The sequence below is a fragment of the Neorhizobium sp. SHOUNA12A genome, assembly GCF_023006505.1.
GTDB lineage: Bacteria > Pseudomonadota > Alphaproteobacteria > Rhizobiales > Rhizobiaceae > Neorhizobium.
On sequence record NZ_JALBGV010000053.1, the window covers coordinates 12,793 to 34,777 of the forward strand.

At 60.9% G+C, this 21,985-nt stretch carries 24 protein-coding genes; 14 read left to right on the plus strand and 10 right to left on the minus strand.

Features of this window, described 5'->3' with window-relative positions:
• Window positions 1–25: 25 nt before the first annotated feature.
• Entirely contained in the window at window positions 26–1,471 is a 1,446-nt protein-coding gene (locus MOV63_RS21310; RefSeq protein ID WP_247036599.1) for a hypothetical protein, read from the minus strand.
• A 245-nt stretch (window positions 1,472–1,716) separates the two neighbouring features.
• Here MOV63_RS21310 and MOV63_RS21315 point away from each other — a divergent pair, with 245 nt between their 5' ends.
• The 6 genes from MOV63_RS21315 to prmB all read left to right on the plus strand — a co-directional run bounded on the left by MOV63_RS21315 (window position 1,717) and on the right by prmB (window position 7,991).
• Window positions 1,717–2,322: a 50S ribosomal protein L25/general stress protein Ctc gene (locus tag MOV63_RS21315; RefSeq protein WP_038544217.1), complete on the plus strand. Its 606-nt coding sequence runs from the start codon at window positions 1,717–1,719 to the stop codon at window positions 2,320–2,322.
• A 214-nt stretch (window positions 2,323–2,536) separates the two neighbouring features.
• Window positions 2,537–4,915: an EAL domain-containing protein gene (locus MOV63_RS21320; RefSeq protein WP_247036601.1), complete on the plus strand. Its 2,379-nt coding sequence runs from the start codon at window positions 2,537–2,539 to the stop codon at window positions 4,913–4,915.
• A gap of 67 nt (window positions 4,916–4,982) precedes the next feature.
• The gene (locus MOV63_RS21325) at window positions 4,983–5,708 is read left to right on the plus strand and encodes an ABC transporter substrate-binding protein (RefSeq protein ID WP_247036603.1); all 726 of its coding nucleotides are present in this window, start codon (window positions 4,983–4,985) and stop codon (window positions 5,706–5,708) included.
• A 79-nt stretch (window positions 5,709–5,787) separates the two neighbouring features.
• Window positions 5,788–6,516, plus strand: coding sequence for an aminoacyl-tRNA hydrolase (pth, locus tag MOV63_RS21330; protein ID WP_247036606.1), 729 nt, complete (start codon window positions 5,788–5,790; stop codon window positions 6,514–6,516).
• Window positions 6,517–6,521: 5 nt separating this feature from the next.
• Window positions 6,522–6,965, plus strand: coding sequence for a GNAT family N-acetyltransferase (locus tag MOV63_RS21335; RefSeq protein WP_247036608.1), 444 nt, complete (start codon window positions 6,522–6,524; stop codon window positions 6,963–6,965).
• Between the two features lie 81 nt (window positions 6,966–7,046).
• Window positions 7,047–7,991, plus strand: a complete 945-nt coding sequence (prmB, locus tag MOV63_RS21340) for a 50S ribosomal protein L3 N(5)-glutamine methyltransferase (protein WP_247036610.1) — start codon at window positions 7,047–7,049, stop codon at window positions 7,989–7,991.
• Window positions 7,992–7,997: 6 nt separating this feature from the next.
• Here prmB and clpS read toward each other — a convergent pair whose 3' ends face one another.
• The 3 genes from clpS to MOV63_RS21355 form a co-directional block, all read right to left on the minus strand.
• Window positions 7,998–8,306 carry an ATP-dependent Clp protease adapter ClpS gene (gene clpS, locus MOV63_RS21345; protein WP_038588323.1) on the minus strand — a complete coding sequence of 103 codons (309 nt, stop codon included), beginning with the start codon at window positions 8,304–8,306 and terminating at the stop codon, window positions 7,998–8,000.
• Between the two features lie 101 nt (window positions 8,307–8,407).
• Entirely contained in the window at window positions 8,408–8,806 is a 399-nt protein-coding gene (locus tag MOV63_RS21350) for a type II toxin-antitoxin system VapC family toxin (protein WP_247036612.1), read from the minus strand.
• Window positions 8,796–9,062 (minus strand): AbrB/MazE/SpoVT family DNA-binding domain-containing protein, encoded by a 267-nt coding sequence (locus MOV63_RS21355; RefSeq protein WP_247036614.1) that lies wholly within the window; start codon window positions 9,060–9,062, stop codon window positions 8,796–8,798. The genes MOV63_RS21350 and MOV63_RS21355 overlap by 11 nt, the downstream gene beginning before the upstream one ends.
• 146 nt (window positions 9,063–9,208) lie before the next feature.
• On the opposite strand from MOV63_RS21355, the gene ychF reads away from it, so the two are divergent.
• Genes ychF through MOV63_RS21370 form a run of 3 tightly spaced genes read left to right on the plus strand, consistent with a single transcriptional unit; the run spans window position 9,209 to window position 11,268 of the window.
• Window positions 9,209–10,312 carry a redox-regulated ATPase YchF gene (gene ychF, locus MOV63_RS21360; RefSeq protein ID WP_038544226.1) on the plus strand — a complete coding sequence of 368 codons (1,104 nt, stop codon included), beginning with the start codon at window positions 9,209–9,211 and terminating at the stop codon, window positions 10,310–10,312.
• A 21-nt stretch (window positions 10,313–10,333) separates the two neighbouring features.
• The gene (locus tag MOV63_RS21365; RefSeq protein ID WP_247036616.1) at window positions 10,334–10,804 is read left to right on the plus strand and encodes a MaoC family dehydratase; all 471 of its coding nucleotides are present in this window, start codon (window positions 10,334–10,336) and stop codon (window positions 10,802–10,804) included.
• Window positions 10,801–11,268 (plus strand): MaoC family dehydratase, encoded by a 468-nt coding sequence (locus MOV63_RS21370; RefSeq protein WP_247036618.1) that lies wholly within the window; start codon window positions 10,801–10,803, stop codon window positions 11,266–11,268. Before MOV63_RS21365 ends, MOV63_RS21370 begins: the two co-directional genes overlap by 4 nt.
• 44 nt (window positions 11,269–11,312) lie before the next feature.
• Here MOV63_RS21370 and MOV63_RS21375 read toward each other — a convergent pair whose 3' ends face one another.
• The 4 genes from MOV63_RS21375 to petA all read right to left on the minus strand — a co-directional run bounded on the left by MOV63_RS21375 (window position 11,313) and on the right by petA (window position 14,732).
• Window positions 11,313–11,852, minus strand: a complete 540-nt coding sequence (locus MOV63_RS21375) for an adenine phosphoribosyltransferase (RefSeq protein ID WP_247036620.1) — start codon at window positions 11,850–11,852, stop codon at window positions 11,313–11,315.
• A 112-nt stretch (window positions 11,853–11,964) separates the two neighbouring features.
• A complete protein-coding gene (locus MOV63_RS21380) occupies window positions 11,965–12,840 on the minus strand; it encodes a cytochrome c1 (RefSeq protein ID WP_247036622.1) in 876 nt (291 codons plus the stop codon).
• 27 nt (window positions 12,841–12,867) lie between these two features.
• A complete protein-coding gene (locus MOV63_RS21385) occupies window positions 12,868–14,139 on the minus strand; it encodes a cytochrome b N-terminal domain-containing protein (protein ID WP_038544238.1) in 1,272 nt (423 codons plus the stop codon).
• A 14-nt stretch (window positions 14,140–14,153) separates the two neighbouring features.
• The gene (gene petA / locus MOV63_RS21390; RefSeq protein ID WP_038544239.1) at window positions 14,154–14,732 is read right to left on the minus strand and encodes a ubiquinol-cytochrome c reductase iron-sulfur subunit; all 579 of its coding nucleotides are present in this window, start codon (window positions 14,730–14,732) and stop codon (window positions 14,154–14,156) included.
• Window positions 14,733–15,124: 392 nt separating this feature from the next.
• On the opposite strand from petA, the gene MOV63_RS21395 reads away from it, so the two are divergent.
• Window positions 15,125–16,063 carry an endonuclease/exonuclease/phosphatase family protein gene (locus MOV63_RS21395; protein ID WP_038544243.1) on the plus strand — a complete coding sequence of 313 codons (939 nt, stop codon included), beginning with the start codon at window positions 15,125–15,127 and terminating at the stop codon, window positions 16,061–16,063.
• 5 nt (window positions 16,064–16,068) lie between these two features.
• Here MOV63_RS21395 and MOV63_RS21400 read toward each other — a convergent pair whose 3' ends face one another.
• Window positions 16,069–17,931 (minus strand): ABC transporter ATP-binding protein, encoded by a 1,863-nt coding sequence (locus tag MOV63_RS21400; RefSeq protein WP_247036624.1) that lies wholly within the window; start codon window positions 17,929–17,931, stop codon window positions 16,069–16,071.
• 154 nt (window positions 17,932–18,085) lie between these two features.
• Between MOV63_RS21400 and MOV63_RS21405 the strand changes: the two genes are divergently transcribed.
• Together MOV63_RS21405 and MOV63_RS21410 are read left to right on the plus strand one after the other, a co-directional pair.
• Window positions 18,086–18,346: a CopG family ribbon-helix-helix protein gene (locus MOV63_RS21405; protein ID WP_247036626.1), complete on the plus strand. Its 261-nt coding sequence runs from the start codon at window positions 18,086–18,088 to the stop codon at window positions 18,344–18,346.
• A complete protein-coding gene (locus tag MOV63_RS21410; RefSeq protein WP_247036628.1) occupies window positions 18,346–18,624 on the plus strand; it encodes a type II toxin-antitoxin system RelE/ParE family toxin in 279 nt (92 codons plus the stop codon). The genes MOV63_RS21405 and MOV63_RS21410 overlap by 1 nt, the downstream gene beginning before the upstream one ends.
• A 59-nt stretch (window positions 18,625–18,683) precedes the next feature.
• Here MOV63_RS21410 and MOV63_RS21415 read toward each other — a convergent pair whose 3' ends face one another.
• Complete coding sequence (locus tag MOV63_RS21415) at window positions 18,684–20,540, minus strand: ABC transporter ATP-binding protein (RefSeq protein ID WP_247036630.1); 1,857 nt, start codon at window positions 20,538–20,540, stop codon at window positions 18,684–18,686.
• Between the two features lie 377 nt (window positions 20,541–20,917).
• Between MOV63_RS21415 and MOV63_RS21420 the strand changes: the two genes are divergently transcribed.
• Window positions 20,918–21,403 carry a tRNA (cytidine(34)-2'-O)-methyltransferase gene (locus MOV63_RS21420; protein WP_247036632.1) on the plus strand — a complete coding sequence of 162 codons (486 nt, stop codon included), beginning with the start codon at window positions 20,918–20,920 and terminating at the stop codon, window positions 21,401–21,403.
• A gap of 66 nt (window positions 21,404–21,469) precedes the next feature.
• Window positions 21,470–21,949 carry a redox-sensitive transcriptional activator SoxR gene (soxR, locus tag MOV63_RS21425; RefSeq protein WP_293406867.1) on the plus strand — a complete coding sequence of 160 codons (480 nt, stop codon included), beginning with the start codon at window positions 21,470–21,472 and terminating at the stop codon, window positions 21,947–21,949.
• The last annotated feature ends 36 nt before the right edge of the window (window positions 21,950–21,985 follow it).

The window sequence follows — 21,985 nt, forward strand, 5'->3', positions numbered from 1 at the left end:
CAAAAGGCGTGAACAGGTCGTCAGATCATTGGATCGGCTGCCCGTTGACGCTGAAGCTCTTGCCGTCTTCGAACTTGACGTCCCAGCGCAGGCGGCCGTCCGGTTCAGTCTTCGCCATGCCCTTCGCCATCATTATCGCGAATGAAACCTGGTTGAATTCGGGATCACTCTTGGCGGCAGTCTGGAAATACTGGATCAGCTTATCGATATCGCGGGCAAGGATCGAGGTTTCCAGCGTGTAGCGGTCTTTCTCATCCGGGTAACCCTTGACCTTGCCGGAGGCTTCGACGTCGTAGAGCGCGGATTTCGCAGCGACCCGTGGGAAATCGACGGTCAACTGGCCGTTGTCGAGGAAAGCTTTGCCGAGACGCTCGCCCTCCGCATCCGGTAGCTGACCGGGCTTGGAAAAGTCGATTTCCATGAAGGTGTCGATGAACCGCTGGAAGTTGAGGTCGGCGACACCGACCTCCATTTCCGCCATGTCCGGCACCAGCTGGGCGTAGAGCGGGGGAATGATGCCGTCCGGCGTAGAGATGTTCTCGATGCGCGCACCGAAGCCGATCCGGGTTGCCGCGGCGGGCTCGCTCATCGTGAACGTATAATCGAGCTTGTTAATACCAAAATCGCCGATCGGGCTTGCTACGGTGAACTGGTTGAAGCTGAACTTTTCGGAAAGCGCCGTGAAGAACGGCATCGCGCCGCGGATGAGATCCTTGAGCCTGGTGATCTCGGCCTGCGACGGCTTTTCATCCTTGACGAGTTCCAGCATGAACACGACGAGAGTACGGATCCTCTCGGCCATTACGCCCTGGACACCGACGTCGAAATCGAGGCTTTCGGCGCGGACCTGTATGGCTGGGGTTTCCGGCGTCGCAATCCGTTCGTAGAAGCGCGAGAACGAGCCCTTGCCGGTGAAATCGATGCCCCCGGCAGCCGCACTCGCCGCGGACGCCAGTGAATAGTTCATGCCGGCGACACTCGCCTCGACCTCCTCCGGACCACTCTTCGAGACCATTCGGAGCGGGCCTGACGTCACCTCGCCCGAGCGGAAGTAACTGATCGCCGGATCGAAAATGCCGGAAAACACCATGTCGGTGACGGAGTAGTTGAGGTTCGTCGGCTTGCCGTCGAGTCTCTTGCCCTTGACGGTGAAATTCATGTCGCTGTCGCTGTTGAACTTCCACTGGCCGTTGTCGAGGGGCGCAGCGAAGACCGAATACGGCTTCAGGCCGGAAACGGTGAAGTCTTTCTTGTTGATGGATTTCAGCAGCTTGGCGAAATCGTAGCTGATCTCGTAGCGTTCGCCGGCCGGCTTGACGGTCAGGAAACCCGTGGACTTGACCGTATCCGGCAGGAAGTGGATGAGGCTTTCCTTGAGGGTGCGGGCACCCTTGTCGTTGATCTCAGCCGCCGCAACCGGATATACGCAGGACGCAGCCATCAGTCCGGTCGCGATCAAAGTACGTTTCATGAATCAAACCCTTCCCTCATTCAACGGGCACCAATTTGGAAGACGGCCCGCCGAAGTCAAGCGCAAGCCCTTTGTTTCCAGGCCGAAAAGCTTGCACATCCTCGATCGTTGTATTATAGCCCGCCGGTCCGCGTAGACACCCTTGGAGGCAACGCGGATGAAGCGCATCGGATGATGCCCTTCAGTTTGACGCGAGCCGACAACGCTTGCGGAAAACTCTCCAAACAACCTCGAAAGGATATGCCATGAGCCACGCATCATACGAGCTCAAGGCCGAGGCGCGCGAACGGGTAGGTAAGGGGTCCTCCCGTGAACTTCGCCGCAACGGTTTCATTCCTGCTGTCATCTATGGTGACAAGCAGTCCCCCATCGCGATCGCTCTGTCGACCAACGAAGTGACGAAGCGCATCCATGCCGGCGGTTTCATGACCACGGTTGCCACGATCGACGTCAACGGCGAGAAGATCCAGGTCCTCCCGAAGGACTATCAGCTCGATCCGGTCCGCGACTTCACCATGCACGTGGACTTCCTGCGCGTCTCGGGCAACACGGAAGTTTCCGTTGAAGTTCCGGTTCACTTCGTCAACGAAGAGAAGTCCCCGGGCATCAAGATCGGCGGCGTTCTCAACATCGTCCGTCATGAAGTCGAGCTGCTTTGCCCGGCCAACGACATTCCGGAATTCCTGACCCTCGACCTGACGGGCGCGAAGATCGGCGACAGCCTCCACATCTCCGCCGTCAAGCTGCCGGCTGGCGTACGTCCGGTCATCTCCGACCGTGACTTCACCATCGCGACGATCGTCGCGCCGGCTGCAGGCGTTACCGAGGAAGAACCGGCTTCTGCTGAATAACCAGGCCGAAATTCTTGAAATGGGACCCGCTTTCGCAAGAAAGCGGGTTTTTTATTGTCCACCGAATACAGTTTAGTAACGCTGCTTCCGTAATTCGTTCGAATCTTGGCATCGTCGTTTCAGTGAAGTTTAATGAATAGGTGAAACGATGCACGCTACTTCAGCATGACGGGGAAAGTCCGGCGTCAGCCAGACGATGAATGCGGGGAGACGGATGACTCATTCCGTTGAGAGTCGTTTTATTGCGATTATTTCGGGCGCCCTTCTGGTCGTCGTCGCGCCCCTGTTCACGCTGTTTCTGGCGCTTTCCTCCCAGCAGGCCGCCAAGAACCTCAGCGAACACGTCAATGTCGTGCTGGTGACCAACTCCCAGGCGCTCGGAAAGCCGCTTTGGGATCTCGACACCGACAGCATCCACCAGGTCGCGTCGATGCTCGTCGCCGACCCGGCCATCAGCGGCGTGCAGATCAGCGACAATACGGGCAAGCTGAATATTTCCGAAGTCGACGTCAATCCGGCCGATTTCCGCGGGCTTGAAGCCATCTCCGAGCCGATCTTCTACAAATCGCAGCAGGGCACCCGCAATGTCGGCAGCATTACCGTCTATGTCCCGAAGCTCGGTTGGTTCTCCGCCTTGCACCAGATGGAAATGGCCTTCATCTCCATCTTCATCATCACCATCCTGACCGTCTTCGGCGCAGCGATCCTCGGCAACCGCGTCATGGTCATCAAGCCGCTGATGCGGCTGACCGCAGCCATCGAGGCAACCCGCAGGCTGGGTTCGCGCCACCATGTCGACTGGCGCTCGAACGACGAAATGGGGCGGCTGGCGAAGAGCTTCAACGAAATGCAGACGCTGCTGGAGCGCGAGGAGCGCGAACTGAAGCGTGCCCACCAGCAGACCACGGAAATCTACAACCTGACGCCGGCCATGCTGTTTTCGCTGACCTCGGGCGACCAGATCGCCGCCGTCAGCGATTATTGGCTGCTCGCGACGGGCTATCGCCGTGAGGACGTCATCGGCCATCCCTTTTCCGAGCTTGTCGCGCCGGCGGACCGGCAGATCTATGCAAGGCGCAAGCAGCAGGCGAAATCGACCGGCCTGGCGATCGAAGCCACCGTCCGCTTCCTCTGCGCCGACAGCCGCCTGATGGATGTGCTGATCGTCGAAATCGAACTCGGCACGGCCGGCGGCAGCATTCCCGGCTCGTTGAGCGTCATGACGGACGTCACGGAACTGAGGCAATCGGAACTGCGCAACCATCAGCAGGCCATCTCCGACCACCTGACCGGGCTTCTCAACCGCCAGGGCTTTGAAGCGACGCTCGACCAGAAGATCGCCGAGGCCGACAGGACACGGACGGAGGTCGCCTGCCTGTTCGTCGATCTCGACCGCTTCAAGGCAATCAACGACAATCTCGGCCATGCCGCCGGCGACGCCGTGCTCTGCCAGTTCGTCGAACGGACCAAGCCGATGCTCAACGACGGCGATACCGCCTCCCGTCTCGGCGGCGACGAATTCGCCATCCTGATCACCGGGGAAGGTGCCGAGCGCCGTGCCACCGAACTCAGCCAAAAGATCGTCGACATGTTCGAGGTTCCCTTCCGAATCCAGGGCACCGGCGTGCGGTTGAGCGCCAGTATCGGGCTCGCCTTCTATCCGAGCCATGCCGCCAGTGCGGCCGAACTGCTGCAGAAGTCGGACATGGCGATGTATGCCCGCAAACGCGACGGCAAGAACGGTGCGCAGGTCTACGATCCCGCCATTCTCGACCAGACGCGGGAACGGGCCGAGATCGAGAGCGACATCGAAGTCGCCATTGCCGCAAGCTGGTTCGAGGCGCATTTCCAGCCGATCGTCGACATCGAGACCGGCGTTCCGTCGGGCTTCGAAGCCCTGATGCGCATGCGCCACCCCCGCAAGGGGCTGATGTCGCCGGCCGGCATCATCAGCGTTGCCGAGGAGACCGGCACGATCGGCCAGATCGGCAACCTCATCCTGGAAGACGCGATGGCGAACCTTGCCCGCGTCTCACGCCTGCCGGGCATGGGCGAGGCCTATGTCGCGGTCAATTTCTCGCCGCTGCAATTCGAGCCCGGCCTGCCGGCCCGCCTTGCCGGTCTGCTCGGCCGCTACGGCATCGATCCGTCGCGCCTGGTGGTGGAAATCACCGAGGCCGTGCTGATGCACGACAACCCTGAAATCCGCACCATCCTCAACGAGATCCATCGCTTCGGCTGCCGTATTGCGCTTGACGATTTCGGCACCGGCTATTCGTCGCTGAGCTACATGAGCCGTTTCCCCGTCGATATCGTCAAGATCGACCAGTCCTTCATCCGTTCGCTCACCGAACAGACGGGTGACATAGGCAGTAAGAACAGGATGCTTGTCGAAGGCATCAGTGCTATTTCTCACAAGATGAACTGCAAGGTCGTCGCCGAAGGCGTCGAGACGGAAGAGCAGCGCTTATTGCTGCAGCAAATGGGCATCGACTACGCCCAGGGCTACCTCTTCTCGAAGCCTCGCGAAATCTCCGAACTGCTCTCGGCCCTCTCCGCCCGGCAGGCCGAAATCGAGTCCATGGCGAGCTGACAAGCCCTCCCCACCGGACCAGATGCTGGGTCAGAAATGACAACATGCGCATTTGGAAGGTGGACAGATGAAAATCGCAGTGCCGCTTCTTGCCAGCCTCTGCCTCACGGCGGGCGCCCATGCCCAGCAGCCGATCGTCTTTTCGACGGAGTCATACCCGCCCTTCAGCTACCAGGAGCCGGGCGGCAGCTATCGCGGCGTCGGTATCGACCAGGTCGAGATCATCATGCGCGACGTGGGCACGCCTTACACCCTGGAGATCATGCCCTGGGCTCGCGCCATTGCGGTGGCCGAGACCCAACCCATGCACTGCGTCTTCGCCGCCGCCCGCACGCCCGAACGCGAGCCGCGTTTCAAATGGGTCGTGCCTCTTTTCATCGACCGCAGCATCCTCGTCCGCCATGCAGGTTCGAAGGTCAAGGCGGCCACCCTGGACGAGGCCAAGCAATATACGACCGGTACCCATCGCGCCGACTATACCGAGGCGCTTCTGAAGAGTTTGGGGTTCCCGAAGATCGATCTCAGCGCCGACGTCGACACGACGCTCAGAAAGCTGCTCCAGGACCGTATCGACATGATGCCGATGTCGGAAGGCGTCTATCAAAAGCTGAAGGCGGACGGAACGCTGATCGAAAAGGTCATCCTGTTCTCCGAGCAGCATCTCGGCATTGCCTGCAACCTCGATGTGCCCGACGAACTGATCGTCAGGATGCAGGCAGGCCTCGACCGCCTCATCAAGGACGGCGTCCAGAATGCAATTCTGAGGCGCTACGGCATTGATGAGCTTCAATAAAGGCTCAAGTGTCGAAACCGGTTGACTTTGACGGCGTTTCGCGGTGGTGAAAAGCCAGCAGTCAAGGATGGACGTCTCCATGCTCATCATCGCCGGCCTCGGCAACCCCGGTTCCCAATATGCGGGCAACCGCCACAATATCGGCTTCATGGCGGTGGACGCGATCCAGCGTCGTCCCGGTTTTTCGCCCTGGTCGAAGAAGTTCAAGGCGCTGATCTCTGAAGGTGAACTCGCCGGCGAAAAGGTGCTGCTGATCAAGCCGCAGACCTTCATGAACCTCTCGGGCGAAGCGGTCGGCGAGGCCATGCGCTTTTACAAGCTCGGGCCGGAAAACCTCATCGCCATCTATGACGAACTCGACCTGCCGGCGGCCAAGGCCCGCATCAAGACCGGCGGCGGCCACGGCGGCCACAATGGCGTCAAATCCCTCGATGCCCATTGCGGCCGCGAATACCGCAGGCTTCGCCTCGGCATCGGTCATCCGGGAGCAAAGGAGCTCGTCCACAACCACGTGCTCGGCGATTTCGCCAAGGTCGACCAGACCTGGCTCTCACCTCTCCTCGACGCCCTCGCCGACAACGCCGAAATGCTGGTGAAGGGAGAGGATTCGCAGCTGATGAACAAGCTGGCGCTCGCCGTCGGCGGCAAGCCGGACGAGGAAAAGCCTAAACCGGAAAAAAAGCCGGTCGCCAAACCGACCGGGCAATCGCACATCCACCAGGCCCGCAGCGGCGGCAAACCGAGCCTGCCGACCTCAGGCCCGATGGCCGAGATGCTGAAGAAGATGTTCGGCGGCAAGGGCGAATAGTGTCGATGCCCTCTGCCGACTTCGTCATTCGCCCGGCCCGCGACGGCGATCTTGCCGACCTGATCGAACTCTATCACCACCTGAACCACGACCCGGAGCCGGCGCTGGCCGAGCAGCGTTTCGCCGCCATTCTCGCCCAGCCCGGCATGACGGTGTTGATCGGCTTCGCAGACGGGCGCGCGGCGGCCACGGTGACACTGATCGTCGTGCCGAACCTCACCCGCAAAGGCGCGCCCTATGCGCTGATCGAAAACGTCGTCACTCATGCCGACCACCGCAAGCGCGGTTATGCCGGCGCCCTCATCCGCAGGGCCATCGATCAGGCCTGGAGTGACGGCTGCTACAAAGTGATGTTGCTGACGGGTTCGCAGGACCCGGCAACGCTGCGCTTTTATGAAAACTGCGGCTTTCTGCAGAACAAGACCGGCTTCCAGATTCGCCGCCCATAAGGAGCCGTAGCACTCGTTCAAAGGGGTGGCGCGCCGCTTTCGGAGCGGCTATGGGAGGCCGATCGAAAATGGAAGCGCGACATGACCCAGGCCCCGAACATGGATGACATCACCGGCGAACTCGTCACCCTTCGCGACTATTGGCGTTATGCCATCTCCCGGTTCAGCGCCGCCAACCTCAGCTACGGCCACGGGACGACAACGGCAAGCGACGACGCTGCGTTCCTGATCCTCGACTCACTCGACCTGCCGATCGACGTGCTCGATCCCTTCCTCGACGCCCGCCTTCTGCCGGCCGAACGCCGCCTGCTGGCCGAGCGGATCGACGCCCGCGTCACCACCCGCAAGCCCACGTCCTACCTGACCGGGCATGCCTATATCCAGGGCGTCCGCTTCCTCGTCGACGAGCGGGTGATCGTTCCCCGCTCCCATATCGGCGAAATCCTGTTCAGCGAATATCTGAGCGAGAACGGCTCAACCTTCCTGCCCGATCCGCTGAGCGTCGAAAGCGCCGTCGATATCTGCACCGGTTCCGGCTGCCTTGCGATCCTCGCGGCAAAATTCTTCCCGAATGCGGAGGTCGATGCAGTGGACCTCTCGGCCGATGCACTCGAAGTGGCCAAGCTGAACGTTGCGGAACACGCCGTCGAAAATCAGCTCACGCTTTTCAACGGCGACCTCTTCGCGCCGCTCGGAAACAAGAAATACGACCTGATCATCACCAACCCACCCTATGTGGATCACGAAGCGATGGACAGTTTTCCGGCCGAATTCCGCTCAGAACCGGCAATGGCCTTCGACGGCGGCGTCGACGGTCTCGACCTCGTCCGCCGGCTGCTGGCGGAGGCGCCGGCGCATCTCAACGTCGGCGGCGGGATGATCTGCGAAATCGGCTCGGGCCGCGAAATCCTCGAAGAGGAATTCCCCGACCTCGACTTCCTGTGGCTGGAAACGGCCGAATCGCAGGACGCGGTCTTCTGGATCAGCGCCGAAGCGCTCGGCGTGAAGGCGGGAAAAAAGAGGTAACCCTCTCTATTCCTCGGGCTCGGTGATGAACATCAGCGGGAAACCCGCCTCCTTGGCAAGGTCGACCGCTTCCTTCGCCTTGGTTTCGGCGATGTCCTTGGTACAGACGACGACGACCGCCAGCCCCATCCGGTGCGCGGTCAGCATCACCCGGTAGCCGGTTTCCTCGCTCATCCGGAACACGGCTTTCAGCACCATGGTCACGAATTCGCGCGGCGTGTAGTCGTCGTTGACGAGCAGAACCTTGTAGAGCTTTGGCCGCTCCAGCTTGGTCTTGGTTTTCGTCTTTGGTTTTAGGGTGGTATCTTCGCTCATGGCGTCTCGCCTCCTGATGACGGCGTCCGACACTAGGCATTCCGGCTTATATCGCACCGCAACCGGAATTTTTCAAGCAGTTGATCGGAGTGGAATGCGGGTCAATCGGCATCCAGGAGAACGCAATTCCGGCCTTGTGCCCGGACGATCGAGGCCGCGCGTTTGTCGAAAGTCACGAAGGTCTCGCCCCCTAACCTCCTTCCCTCAAATTCGATCACCCCATCGGCGAAATCGCCTCCGGCGTCGAGGAATGCAAGGCCAGCATCCGCCACAGCACGATCGACAACAATGCGCTCATCTGCAATCAGAAGCCTGATAGCCTGGGCGATCTCAGGTCGCGTCCGGCGATAGATCTGACGCGCGACCCATACAAACTCGCACAATGCGACGGTGGAGATAAAAAGCCCTTCCGCCTCCCTGATATGATGGCGCGCCTCCGCAGCCTGCGCCTCGTCATCCCCGGCCCAGGCGCGGATAATGACATTGGTATCAGGGATCATCGTCGAACCGCACTTCACCGGCCCAACCGGCCTCTATAGCGTCTTGGATTTCCTCCAGTGTCGCATGAATATTGTGAGGATTCCCGAAGCTGCTAAAAAAATCCTCTATATTCCCGGTTGGTACACTCCGAAGATGAGCTCCTTTTTTCGGAAGCAGATCGACGTCAACTTCGTCACCGGGTTTTATCCCGAGATGATCGAGAACCTCCTTTTTCAAGGTGATTTGTCCTTTGGCCGTAACCTTCAACCTAACCATCGCATTACTCCTTAGCGAGTAAGTAAGGCAATTTTACCTTACTTACAAGATGTGTGAATGCGATATCCCGACCAAGCCTTGACCGCCCCGGCACTTTCCCCCATAGCCACAGCAACGAAATTTCTTCAGATACAGGGTCCGGACCCATGGGTTTCAAATGCGGTATCGTGGGCCTGCCGAATGTCGGCAAGTCTACCCTCTTCAATGCACTCACCAAGACGGCTGCCGCCCAGGCGGCCAACTATCCGTTCTGCACGATCGAACCGAATACCGGCGAAGTGGCCGTGCCCGATCCGCGCATGCAGAAGCTGGCCGCGGTCGCCGGCTCCAAGGAAATCATCCCCACCCGCATCTCCTTCGTCGATATCGCCGGCCTGGTGCGCGGCGCCTCGAAGGGTGAGGGCCTCGGCAACAAGTTCCTCGCCAATATCCGCGAAGTCGACGCGGTGGTGCATGTGCTGCGCTGCTTCGAGGACGACGATATCACCCATGTCGAAGGCCGCATCAATCCGGTCGGCGACGCCGATACGATCGAGACCGAGCTGATGCTCGCCGACCTCGAAAGCCTGGAGCGCCGTGTCGAGCAGACCCGCAAGCGCGCCGCCAGCAAGGACAAGGATTCCGTCGCGCAGCTGCCGGTCATGGATGCCGTCATCAAGCTCCTGAACGACGGCAAGCCGGCGCGTCTGCTCCTGAAGACGCTGGCGCCCGAAGAGATCGAGATCCTGAAGGACCTCAACCTTCTGACGTCGCACCCGGTTCTTTATGTCTGCAACGTCGCGGAAGCCGATGCCTCGACCGGCAACGAGCACACAAAAGCCGTCGCCGCCATGGCCAAGGAACAGGGCGCCGAATGCGTGATCATCTCGGCCGCGATCGAGTCCGAAGTGGCCCAGCTTCCCGAGGAAGAGTCCAAGGAATTCCTGTCGGCCCTCGGCCTAGAGGAAGCCGGTCTCGACCGGTTGATCCGCGCCGGTTACCACCTGCTCGACCTGATCACCTATTTCACCGTCGGCCCGAAGGAAACCCGCGCCTGGACGATCGTGCGCGGCACCAAGGCACCGGCAGCCGCCGGCGTCATCCATACGGATTTCGAGCGCGGCTTCATCCGTGCCTTCACCATCGCCTATGACGACTACATCGCCTTCAAGGGCGAAGTCGGCGCCAAGGAAGCCGGCAAGGGCCGCGACGAAGGCAAGGAATATGTCGTCCAGGACGGCGACGTGATCCACTTCCGCTTCAACACCTGAGACCGTGGGCGGGAGGGCCACATGACGGAATCCGCGTATTACTTCGAGGACTTTTCGGTGGGGCGGGTTTTCCCGCTGGCCTCCAAGCTGGTGACGGCTGACGAGATCGTCGAATTCGCCGCGGAGTTCGATCCGCAGCCAATGCACATCGACGAAGCCGCCGGCAAAGCGAGCATACTCGGCGGTTTGTCTGCGTCGGGCTGGCATACGGCGAGCATGTTCATGCGGATGATGTACGACGGCTGGCTGTCAAGCTCGTCGTCGGAGGGTTCACCCGGCATCGAGTTCATGGAATGGAAACGGCCGGTTCTGGCCGGCGACATGCTGTCGGGCCGCTCGACGGTGCTCGAATCCCGCACCCTTCGCTCGCGACCGGGCATCGGCATGGTGAAATTCCTGCACGAGGTGGAGAACCAGCGCGGCGAGATCGTCATGCGCGGCGAGAACCCGATCATGATGCGGCTGCGCGACGCCAGGGAGGACGCTGCATGAGGCTGATCGAGCTTTCTCCGCCCGGCCAGAAAATCATCACCGGCACGCTTCTCTTCACCGCCGAGGACATCGTCCGCTACGCGAAGAAATTCGACCCGCAGCCCTTCCATGTGGATGCCGAAGCAGCGAAGAACTACGTCTTCGGCGCGCTCTGCGCTTCCGGCTGGCACACCTGCGCCGGCTGGATGAAGACTTATGTCGCCTATTGGAAAGCGGAAGTAGCGCGGCTCGAAAGCGAGGGCATCACAGCCCCGAAGCTCGGGCCTTCGGCCGGCTTCAGGAAGCTGCAATGGCTGAAACCGGTCTATGCCGGCGACAGCATCACCTATTCCGTCGCGCTGACCGAGAGCCGCTCGCTCGCCTCGCGTCCCGGCACCTGGATCAACATGACAGTCTGTGACGGCGTGAACCAGCATGGCGACGTGGTGATGCGCTACGAAGGCACGGTGCTGGAATTCGCGTGAGGGATTTGCCCCTCACCCGGATCAGTCTTCGCGGCGGCGGCCTATCAATGGCCTGAAAACTCGACCAGCGTTCTGACTTCCACGCCGAGTTCTTCGAGCTTCCTGCGTCCGCCGAGATCCGGCAGGTCGATGACAAAGCAGGCCGAGACGATCTCGGCCCCAAGCTGGCGCAGCAGCTTCACGGCACCTTCCGCGGTGCCGCCTGTCGCAATCAGGTCGTCGGTGAGGATCACTTTCTCGCCGGCCTTTACCGCATCCACATGGATCTCCATCTCGTCGGTTCCGTATTCGAGGCTGTAGGCCATCCGCACGGTCTGGTGTGGCAGCTTGCCCTTCTTGCGGATCGGCACGAAACCGGCCTTCAGCTGATGCGCCAGCGCGCCGCCGAGGATGAAGCCGCGGGCTTCGATGCCGGCGATCTTGTCGATGCCAAGGCCCGCATAGGGCGCCACCAGCTCATCCACTGCCTGCCTGAAGGCGACGGCATCGCCGAGCAGCGTGGTGATGTCGCGGAAGATGATGCCCGGTTTCGGATAATCCGGGATGGAGCGAATGGCAGCGGAGAGAGCGTTTTTGGAAGACATATGACCCACATGTTTGGCGGCAGGAGGAGGACGAGCCTATCAACGGATGGCTCTCCTCCCAACAAAAAAGGCAGCCCGGAGGCCGCCTTTTTCAGATCACGAGGTGAAAACCTCAGTGTTCCTTGCTGGCATAGACCGACTTCTTGGTCAGGTAGATCAGGCCGGTGAAGATCAAGAGGAAGATCATCACCATGAAGCCGGTGCGCTTGCGCTCTTCGAGATGCGGCTCGGCGGCCCACATCAGGAAGGCTGCGACATCCTTGGCATACTGGTCGACCGTCTGCGGCGTACCGTCCTCGTAGGTCACCTGGTCGGCGCTGAGCGGCGGCGCCATGGCGAGCGAAGCGGCGGCGGAGAAATACGGATTGTAGTGGCCGCCCGGAGGAACCTGGACGCCGGCCGGCGGCTCCTGGTAACCGGTCAGCAGCGAATGGATATAGTCAGGGCCGCCCTGCTGGTACTGGGTGAACATGTCGAAGATGAACTGCGGGAAACCGCGGGTCACGCCGCGCGCCTTGGCGAGCAGCGACATGTCCGGCGGTGCGGCGCCGTTGTTGGCGGCAGCAGCAGCCTGGGTGTTCGGGAATGGCGACGGAAAATAGTCGGACGGAACGGCGGTGCGTTCGAACATCTCGCCCTCGTCGTTCGGGCCGTCCTGGACCTTGTAGTTGGCCGCGAACGCCTTCACCTGCGCTTCCGAGTAACCGAGACCTTCCAGCGTGCGGAAGGAAACGAGGCGCATCGAATGGCAGGCGGAACAGACTTCCGTGTAGATCTTCAGGCCGCGCTGCAACTGGCCCTTGTCGTAGTGACCGAAAGGACCGGCAAAGCTCCAATCGGTTTCCTTGGGATGGTTGATCGGAAAATGCGGCGTTTCCGAATGTTCTGCGGCCGGGGCCGCAGCGTGATTTTCCTGCGCCACGGCCGAGGCAACGCCCATTCCCGCCAGGAAGGCCAGCGAGACGAGGCTCGTAACAAGCTTTTTCATATTTCTAATCCCTCTCGGTCGCAGGCGTCAGGCGCGGGCTTCGGCGGATTTGCCGTTCTTTTTTTCAAGAACTGCTTCCGTGATGGAGTTCGGAATGCGCCTCGGCGTTTCGAACAGGCCGAGCAGCGGCATGATCACGAGGAAGAAGCCGAAGTAGTAGACCGTGCCGAGCTGCGAGAGCGTCGTGAAGATGCCTTCCGCCGGCTGCGAGCCAAGCCAGCCGAGCATGATGGCATTGGCGACGAACAGCCAGAAGAACACCTGGTACCAGGGACGGTAGACGGCGGAGCGAACCTTCGAGGTGTCGAGCCAGGGCAGGAAGAACAGGATGATGATCGAACCGAACATCACCAGAACGCCGCCGAGCTTGGAGTCGATCGGACCGACATTGAAGGTGATGGCGCGCAGCATTGCGTAGAAGGGCAGATAATACCATTCCGGAACGATGTGAGCCGGCGTCTTCAGGGCGTCAGCCGGAATGTAGTTGTCCGGATGGCCGAGGAAGTTCGGCATATAGAAGATGAACCATGCGTAGACGATCAGGAACACGGAGACGCCGAGCGCATCCTTCATCGTCGCATAGGGCGTGAAGGCGACGGTATCGGTCTTGGTCTTGACTTCGACGCCGGTCGGATTGGTCTGGCCGGTGACATGCAGCGCCCAGATGTGCAGCACGACGACGCCGGCGATCATGAAGGGCAGCAGGTAGTGCAGCGAGAAGAAGCGGTTCAGCGTCGGCTGATCGACGGCAAAACCGCCGAGCAGGAACTGCTGGATCCATTCGCCGACCAGCGGGAAGGCCGAGAAGAAGCCGGTGATGACGGTCGCGCCCCAGAAGGACATCTGACCCCAGGGCAGGACGTAGCCCATGAAGCCTGTCGCCATCATCAGGAGGTAGATCACCACGCCGAGGATCCAGAGGATTTCGCGGGGCGCCTTGTACGAACCGTAATAGAGGCCGCGGGCGATGTGGAGATAGACGGCAACGAAGAAGAACGATGCGCCGTTGGCATGCATGTAACGCAGCAGCCAGCCGTGGTTGACGTCGCGCATGATCTTTTCGACCGAGTCGAAGGCAGCGCCGGTCGACGCTACATAATGCATGGCGAGCACGACGCCGGTGATGATCTGGACGATCAGCATCACCGCCAGCATGGCGCCGAAGGTATAGGCATAGTTCAGATTGCGCGGAACGGGGTAGGAGATGAAGCTGTCATGGATCATGCGCGGCAGCGGAAGCCGCGAATCGATCCACTTCTCGATGCCGGTCGATGGCTGGTATGTGGAATGACCGCTCATAGGTATTTATCCCCTCACCCGATCTGGATAACTGTATCGGACTTAAAACTGAAAGTCGGAATGGCGAGGTTCTCCGGAGCCGGACCTTTGCGGATACGGCCAGCCGTATCGTAGACCGACCCGTGGCACGGACAGAACCATCCATTGTATTCGCCGGACTGGCCGAGCGGCACGCAGCCGAGATGGGTGCAGGAGCCGATCATCACGATCCAGTTTTCCTTGCCGGCGCCGCCCGAGCGGTCGATGCCGGTCGCCTTCGCATCTGGCGCCAGGTTGGCGTTGCGGGCGACCGGATCCTTGAGCGCGGCCATCGGCACGTCGGCGGCAGCCTTGATTTCTTCCGGGGTGCGGTTGCGGATGAATACCGGCTTGCCGCGCCACTTGACGGTCAACGACATGCCCGGCTGGAGAGCGGCGACATTGACCTCGATCGAGGCGAGCGCCAGCGTCGAAGCATCCGGACGCATCTGGTCGATGAAGGGCCATGCCACGGAAACAGCGCCGACGGCGCCGGCCATACCGGTCGTCAGGTAAAGGAAATCGCGGCGAGTGGGCTCGCCCGGTATTTCGCTATGTGTGTCGTGCTCGCTCACGGCTCAATCATCCTTCTCACGCAATTCGCGGAAACCGCCCTGCCCCCGTCCCGGCGAATCTCGGCTGAACACAATTCGACCATAGATTCCCCAGCAATCCGGCGCGTTCTATGCTTGATCGCAAAATATGTCCAGCCTTGGCAAGGGGCTGCGACCAGTTTGTCGCGGGAAAACCCGAAGGGTTCCGGGGCGGCGTGTCAGGCAGAACACAGGGCCGCCGAACATGGCGCGGCAAGGCCTGCTCGGCCCGGAAAAATCAGGCCTTTTTCAAGAAAAACGGCGGAAGACGCGCGCTTCCTGTTAACTGCCTTGCCGCGTGCCGCATTGCAACAAAATCGGCCTCATGTTAGTCCAACCGCACGACAGAAGGCGGCCGTCCCGGACATACCCGAATGAGACAAACACTATCGGTTGCCATCTGCGTCATCGTGTCGCTCGTACTGATGGCGATCGGGACGCGTTACGTACACCCTCACTGGATTTTGGGAACGCTTTACAGCCTGCAGCTGCACGCGGCGGCGGTCTGCGTGGCGGCCGTGGCCGTTGCGCTGCTCATCAAGCGCCACTTCGTCGTTTGGCTGCTGTTCGCAGTCTCGCTGCTCTTCGCCGGCCACGCCGTGCTGATGAGCCGCGGTTTCGCGGCCCCGATGACGTCGGCGGATGCCAATGCGCCGACCTTCAAGCTGATGTCCTTCAACATCCTCAACGACAACTTCGACCAAGCCGAAGACATCGTCGAGACCATCCGATCTTCCGGCGCCGACCTCGTCAACATCATGGAAGCAGCACCGCTCAGGGTCTATATGAATGAGCTGGCGAAGACCTATCCCTACCGGGTCGGCTGTGGAGTGCTGATCGAAGATTGCGACCAGCTGATGCTTTCCAAGGTGCCGATCGAGGCGCCGATGGTCCAGTCTCTAAGCGACATCTTCCCGGATCGCTTCATCCTTGCGAAAGTGACCGTCGCCGGCCGGCCGATCAATTTCGTCGGCATGCATACGACCAAGCCCTATTTCGACAATTTCCACTCGCTGGAACTCGACCGCGCCGCACTGGCGATCTCGGAAACAAGCGGCCCCCTGCTCCTCTCCGGCGATTTCAATGCCTCGAGCCTCGCGCCCAACATGCGCCGGTTCCTGAACAATACCGATCTGGCCACCGCCCCATTCGAACCCGCCACCTGGCCGATCCGGGCAGGCGCGTTCGGCCTGCCGATCGACCACGTCTATGCGCGGGCGCCGCTCAAGATAAAGTCCCTGACCCGCATTGCCGATGCACACGGCTCGAACCACTACGGGCTGATCGCCGAGATCGCCATCACCGGACAGTGAGCCTATTACTGGGCGGCATCCGCCGCCAGGAAGCCGCCGGATTGGCGCGCCCAGAGCTCCGAATAGAGCCCTCGCCGCGCGATCAGTTCGTTGTGTGTGCCGTCCTCGATGATCCGGCCCTTGTCCATGACGATGAGGCGGTCGAGCGCTGCGATCGTCGAGAGCCGGTGGGCGATGGCGAGCACGGTCTTGCCCTGCATCAGCCGCTCCAGGTTCGACTGGATCGCCGCTTCGACCTCCGAATCAAGCGCCGAGGTCGCCTCGTCGAGCACCAGGATCGGCGCATCCTTGATCATCACGCGGGCGATCGCGACACGCTGGCGCTGGCCGCCGGAAAGCTTGACGCCGCGTTCACCCACATGCGCGTCGAAACCCTTGCGGCCGCGCTGGTCTTCGAGGGCCGCGATGAACATGTCGGCTTCAGCCTTGCGCGCCGCCTCGACAAGCTGCGCCTCTGTCGCATCCGGCCGGCCGAACAGGATATTGTCGCGGATCGACCGGTGCAGCAGCGAGGTATCCTGGGTCACCATGCCGATCTGGCCCCGCAATGATTCTTGCGTCGCCTTGGCGATATCCTGCCCATCGATCAGGATCCGGCCGCCTTCGAGATCGTAAAACCGCAGGAGCAGGTTGACGAGGGTTGACTTGCCGGCGCCGGAACGCCCGACGATGCCGAGCTTCTCGCCCGGCCGGATGGTGAGCGACAGGTTGTCGATGACGCCCTTCGCCTTGCCATAATGGAAGCTGACATTCTCGAAACGGATTTCCGGGCGTTTTACCACCAGCTGCGTTGCATCCGGCGCATCCACCAGCCCGATCGGCTGCGAGATCAGCTCGGCCGAATTCTGGATCGTGCCGATATTGCGCATGATGCCGTTGAGCTGCGTCATCAGCCGGCCGAGCAGGAAATTCAGCCGCAGCATCAGCGCCATGGTGAAGGCGACCGCACCGGACGAGATCAGGCCGGAAAGCCACAGATGCACGCTCATCGCCGCCATGGTGACGATCATCGTGCCGGAGAGGAAGGCCATCGAGGCGCGCACGCTGGTGAGCAGTCGGGTGAACGCGATGATCGTCGCCTGGAAGCTCTCGAAACCGGAGAGCATATAGCGGTCGTTGGCCTCGTCGCGGCCGAACAGCCGGAGCGTCTGGATGTTCGAATAGGCGTCGACCATGCGGCCGCTGATCATCGACCCGGCCTCGGCCGAGGCCTTGGAGTGTTCGCGGATGCGCGGCACGTAATGGCGGGCGAGCAGCGCGAAGATCGCAAGCCATGCGACGACCACCACGGCGAGCCGCCAGTCGAGCCCTGCGACCAGCGCGATGGTCGAAACGGAATAGATGCCGACGAACCAGACGCTTTCCATGAAGGAAGTCAGCACGTCACCAGTCGCCTGCCCCGCCGACCAGACTTTCGTAACGATACGGCCGGAGAAATCGTTCTGGAAAAAGGATAGCGACTGGCGCGACACATGGATGTACGACTGCCAGCGCACCAGGTTGTAGAAACCGGGCGTGATGATCTGCTGGTCGACCAGCGCCGTCATCAGCCCGATCAGGAAGCGGCCGATGCCGACCACCAGCGCCATGACCACCAGTTCGGTGCCATGGTTGGCCAAAAGTCCCGACCATCCGTCGGCGGGCTTCGTCGTGTCGAGGATATCGACCAGGCGACCGACATACCAGAACATCGCCGCCTCGACGCCGGCGGCAAGACCGCCAAGCACCAGCATGGCGAAGAAGGGAAGCTTGGCCTGGCTGACATAGAACCAGACGAAGCCGATCAGGCCCACAGGCGGTTTCAGGTCGTCCCGCCTCGCAAACGGCTTGATAAAGCTTTCGAAGATGCGGAAGACCGGTTTCAACATGGACCGGATATAGGCGGATTCTGATCGCCGGCAAAGCGAAAGCGGCCGGGCCGCGGCTTACATTTTCTTAATGTGGAAGGCCTGCCGGGCGGACCTTCGCGCCCATTGGACATAATCAGAATCAATCATTATGATTTGTCCCAAAGGAGTTCCTATGGAAACCCGCGTTCTGACGACACATGTGCCGGTTCAGCTGGCTGAGAAAGTGGACGAACTGGCAACCCGCCTGGAACGTTCAAGGGGCTGGATCGTCAAGCAGGCACTCGCCAGCTGGATCGAGCTCGAAGAGGAGCGGCGGCGGCTGACGCTGGAGGCAATGGCGGACGTCGATGCGGGAAACGTGGTCGATCAGGAAGAGGTCGAAAAGTGGGTTGCCAGCCTGGGTGCTGACAAGCCCCTGCCCCGTCCCCTTTAATGGAACTGAAGTGGTCGTCAAAAGCGGTGTCCGATCTCAACCGCCTTCATGATTTTCTGGCTGCGGTGAACGCACCCGCGGCGGCGCGCACGGCTCAAAACCTGGCTGCAGCACCCAAGAAACTCATCCAGCATCCGCGGCTAGGTGAAAAGCTGGATGAGTTCGCACCGCGTGAAATCCGACGACTTTTGATTGGTGGTTACGAGTTGAGATACGAGATCCAGGGCGAGACGATCTTTCTCCTCCGTATCTGGCACACCCGCGAAAACCGAATCTGAATTCTGCGGAAGCATGCCCTGGAATACGACCTTAGAGCGAGAAGGGGCGACGGCGGAGATTACTCCGCCGCCTCTTCCTCGATCACGTCGTCATGGCCGATGAAGCCGCCGGACTGGCGGTTCCAGAGGTCGGCATAGATGCCGCCGCTCCGGGCGAGTTCGCGATGGGTGCCGGCCTCGACGATCCGGCCGCGATCGAGCACGATCAGCCGGTCCATTTCGGTGAGCGTCGACAGGCGGTGCGCAATCGCAATCACTGTCTTGCCCTCCATCAGCGCGAACAGGTTCTCCTGGATCGCCGCTTCGACTTCACTATCGAGCGCCGAAGTCGCCTCGTCGAGCACCAGGATCGGCGCGTCCTTCAGGAAGACGCGGGCGATCGCGATGCGCTGCCGCTGCCCGCCGGAAAGCTTCACGCCGCGTTCGCCCACATGCGCGTCGAGACCCTTGCGTCCCTGCATGTCGGCAAGTCCGTCGATGAACTCCCAGGCGTTTGCCCGCTTTGCCGCCTCGATGATGTCCGCATCGGTCGCGTCCGGCTTGCCGTAGGCGATGTTGTCGCGGATCGAGCGGTGCAGCAGCGAGGTATCCTGGGTGACCACGCCGATCAGCGAACGCAGGCTGTCCTGCATCACGGTCGATATGTCCTGGCCATCGATGGTGATGCGGCCGCCCTCCAGATCGTAGAAGCGCAACAGCAGGTTCATCAGCGTCGTCTTGCCGGCGCCGGAGCGGCCGACCAGACCGATCTTCTGCCCGGCCGGGATATCGAGCGTCAGGCCTTCGATAACGCCCTTGCCCTTGCCATAGTGGAAGTGGACGTTGTCGTAGCGGATATGGCCTTTTTTAGCCGTCAGCGCCGAAGCGCCATTCCGGTCCACCACGTCATGCGCCTTTGTCATCATCGACATGCCGTCATAGACGGTGCCGATGTTTTCAAAGAGCGCAGAGACTTCCCACATCACCCATTGCGACATGCCGTTGATACGCATCGCAAGGCCGATGGCGATGGCGATCGCCCCGATCGAGATGACACCATCGAGCCAGAACCAGATCGACAACGCGCCGACGGTAAACAGCGCCACGCAGTTGTAGAAATAGACCAGCGCCTGGAAACCCGTCACCTTGCGCATCTGCGCATGGACGGTTTTCAGGAAGATATCCATCGCGTCCTGCGCATAGGCCTCTTCCCTTCCCGCATGCGAGAAAAGCTTGACGGTAGCGATGTTCGTATAGCTGTCCACCACGCGACCGGTCATCATCGAACGCGCATCCGCCTGTTCCGCAGAAATCTTCCTCAGACGCGGCACGTAATAGGCGACTGTCATCGAGTAGCAGACGATCCAGAGGACGAGCGGCACCGCAAGGCGCAGATCCGCCGCCGCGACGATGGCGATCATCGAGATGAAATAGGTGAAGACGTAGACGAATACGTCGAGCACCTTCATCACCGTTTCGCGGATGGCGAGCGAGGTCTGCATCACCTTGGTCGAGACGCGGCCGGCAAACTCGTTGGCGAAGAACGTCATCGAGTGCCGGAGCAGGAACCGGTGCATCTGCCAGCGGGCGATCATCGGGAAATTGCCCATCAGAATCTGATGCATGATCAGCGAATTGAGGGTGGCGATCGCCGGCAATGCGATCAGCACCACGAAGGCCATGAAGAACAGTTTCGGCCCTTCGCTTTCAAGGAACGTCGCCCGATCGGCATTGGTCAGCCAATCGACGATATCGCCGAGGAACTGGAACAGCGCCACTTCGCCGATGGCAATCAGCATCGTACAGGTCGACATGATGACGACCCACGGCCAGACGGGCTTGGTGTAGTGCCACAGGAAGGCCGCAAGGCCGGCGGGCGGTAGTGAGGGCGCTTCGTCCGGATAAGGATCAACGCGCCGTTCGAACCACGAGAACATGAAAAAGCTCCGTAAGTCGGATGCCGCACCGGTTCAGCACGCAAGGCGGCCGGAATCGGACGACGTAAACCTGGATAGCGAGGCCGGATGTCGGCCGCGTAACGAATGAGGAAAGAAAGAGTTTGCGAGAAACCGCGAACGCCTAAGCCAGAGACAGGGAAATCCGGCGGCGGAGGCGCGAGAGCACGGTCATATCCATGTGGGCCTCCTTGAGTGGGCGTTGAGTTGCGCGTTTCTTGTAGCCTCTCGGGCATCAATTGAAAAGGGCAAATCGCCGTATCCCGCCACCCTGAGCTTTTCTGTTGCCCGATCGTCACAGCCATGCCGCGCATCGAAAGGGCTTGAGCCGCAGCCTCGGTTTCCCGTAAGGACGGTGCATGAGTGACATCTCGCGCGGACTTCGCATCGCCCTTTACCAGCCGGATATTCCCGGCAATACCGGCACGATCCTCCGGCTCGCCGCCTGCCTCGGCCTGTCGGTGGATATCATCGAGCCGGCCGGTTTCGACATTTCCGACAGGAACCTGAAGCGCTCCGGCATGGATTATCTGGAGAACGTCACGCTCGCCCGCCACGTCAACTGGCAGCGCTTCGACGAATGGCGCAAGGCGAACGGCCGGCGTGTCGTGCTCGCTTCCACCAAGGCCGCCCTGCCTTATACCCGCTTCGAATTCCGGCCGGACGACATCCTCTTCTTCGGCCGCGAAAGCGCCGGCGTGCCGGACAACGTGCATGAGGCAGCCGACGCCCGCATCCTCATCCCCATGGTCGAAGGCCAGCGCTCCATCAACGTCGCCATGTCGGCGGCGATGATATCAGGCGAGGCGCTGCGACAGACGGGTTTTCCTTCTTCATTGACCTAGGCTCCGGTTTTCTTTCAGGAAGCCTATGCTATAGAACCTCAAGTAATATTGAGGTCAACAGCAATGATGAAGAAAAATCCGGGCACCAGGCTGGAGCTGGAACTGACGGTCGGCGAAGTGGCGACACGCAGCGGCGTGGCGGTCTCGACCCTGCATTTCTACGAGACCAAAGGACTGATCCAGAGCCGCCGCAACCGTGGCAACCAGCGCCGTTATCCACGCGTCGTGCTGCGCCGGGTCGCCGTCATCAAGGTGGCCCAGAAGACCGGCATACCGCTTGCCGATATCGCCGAAGCGCTCTCTGTCCTGCCGCACGACCGGCCGCTGACGGCAAAGGACTGGCAGCGTCTATCGGAAACCTGGAAACGCCAGCTCGACGACAGGATCGCCAGCCTCACGGCGCTCCGCGACCACCTGACCGGCTGCATCGGCTGCGGCTGCCTGTCGATGGAGGACTGCCCGCTCAGGAACCCACTGGACATGCTCGGCGAAAAGGGTGCGGGACCGATCTTGCTGGAGGCGGAAGAGCAGGTGGATACGGATTGATTGCACGTATAGGCCTATTCTAAACTGAGGGTCATA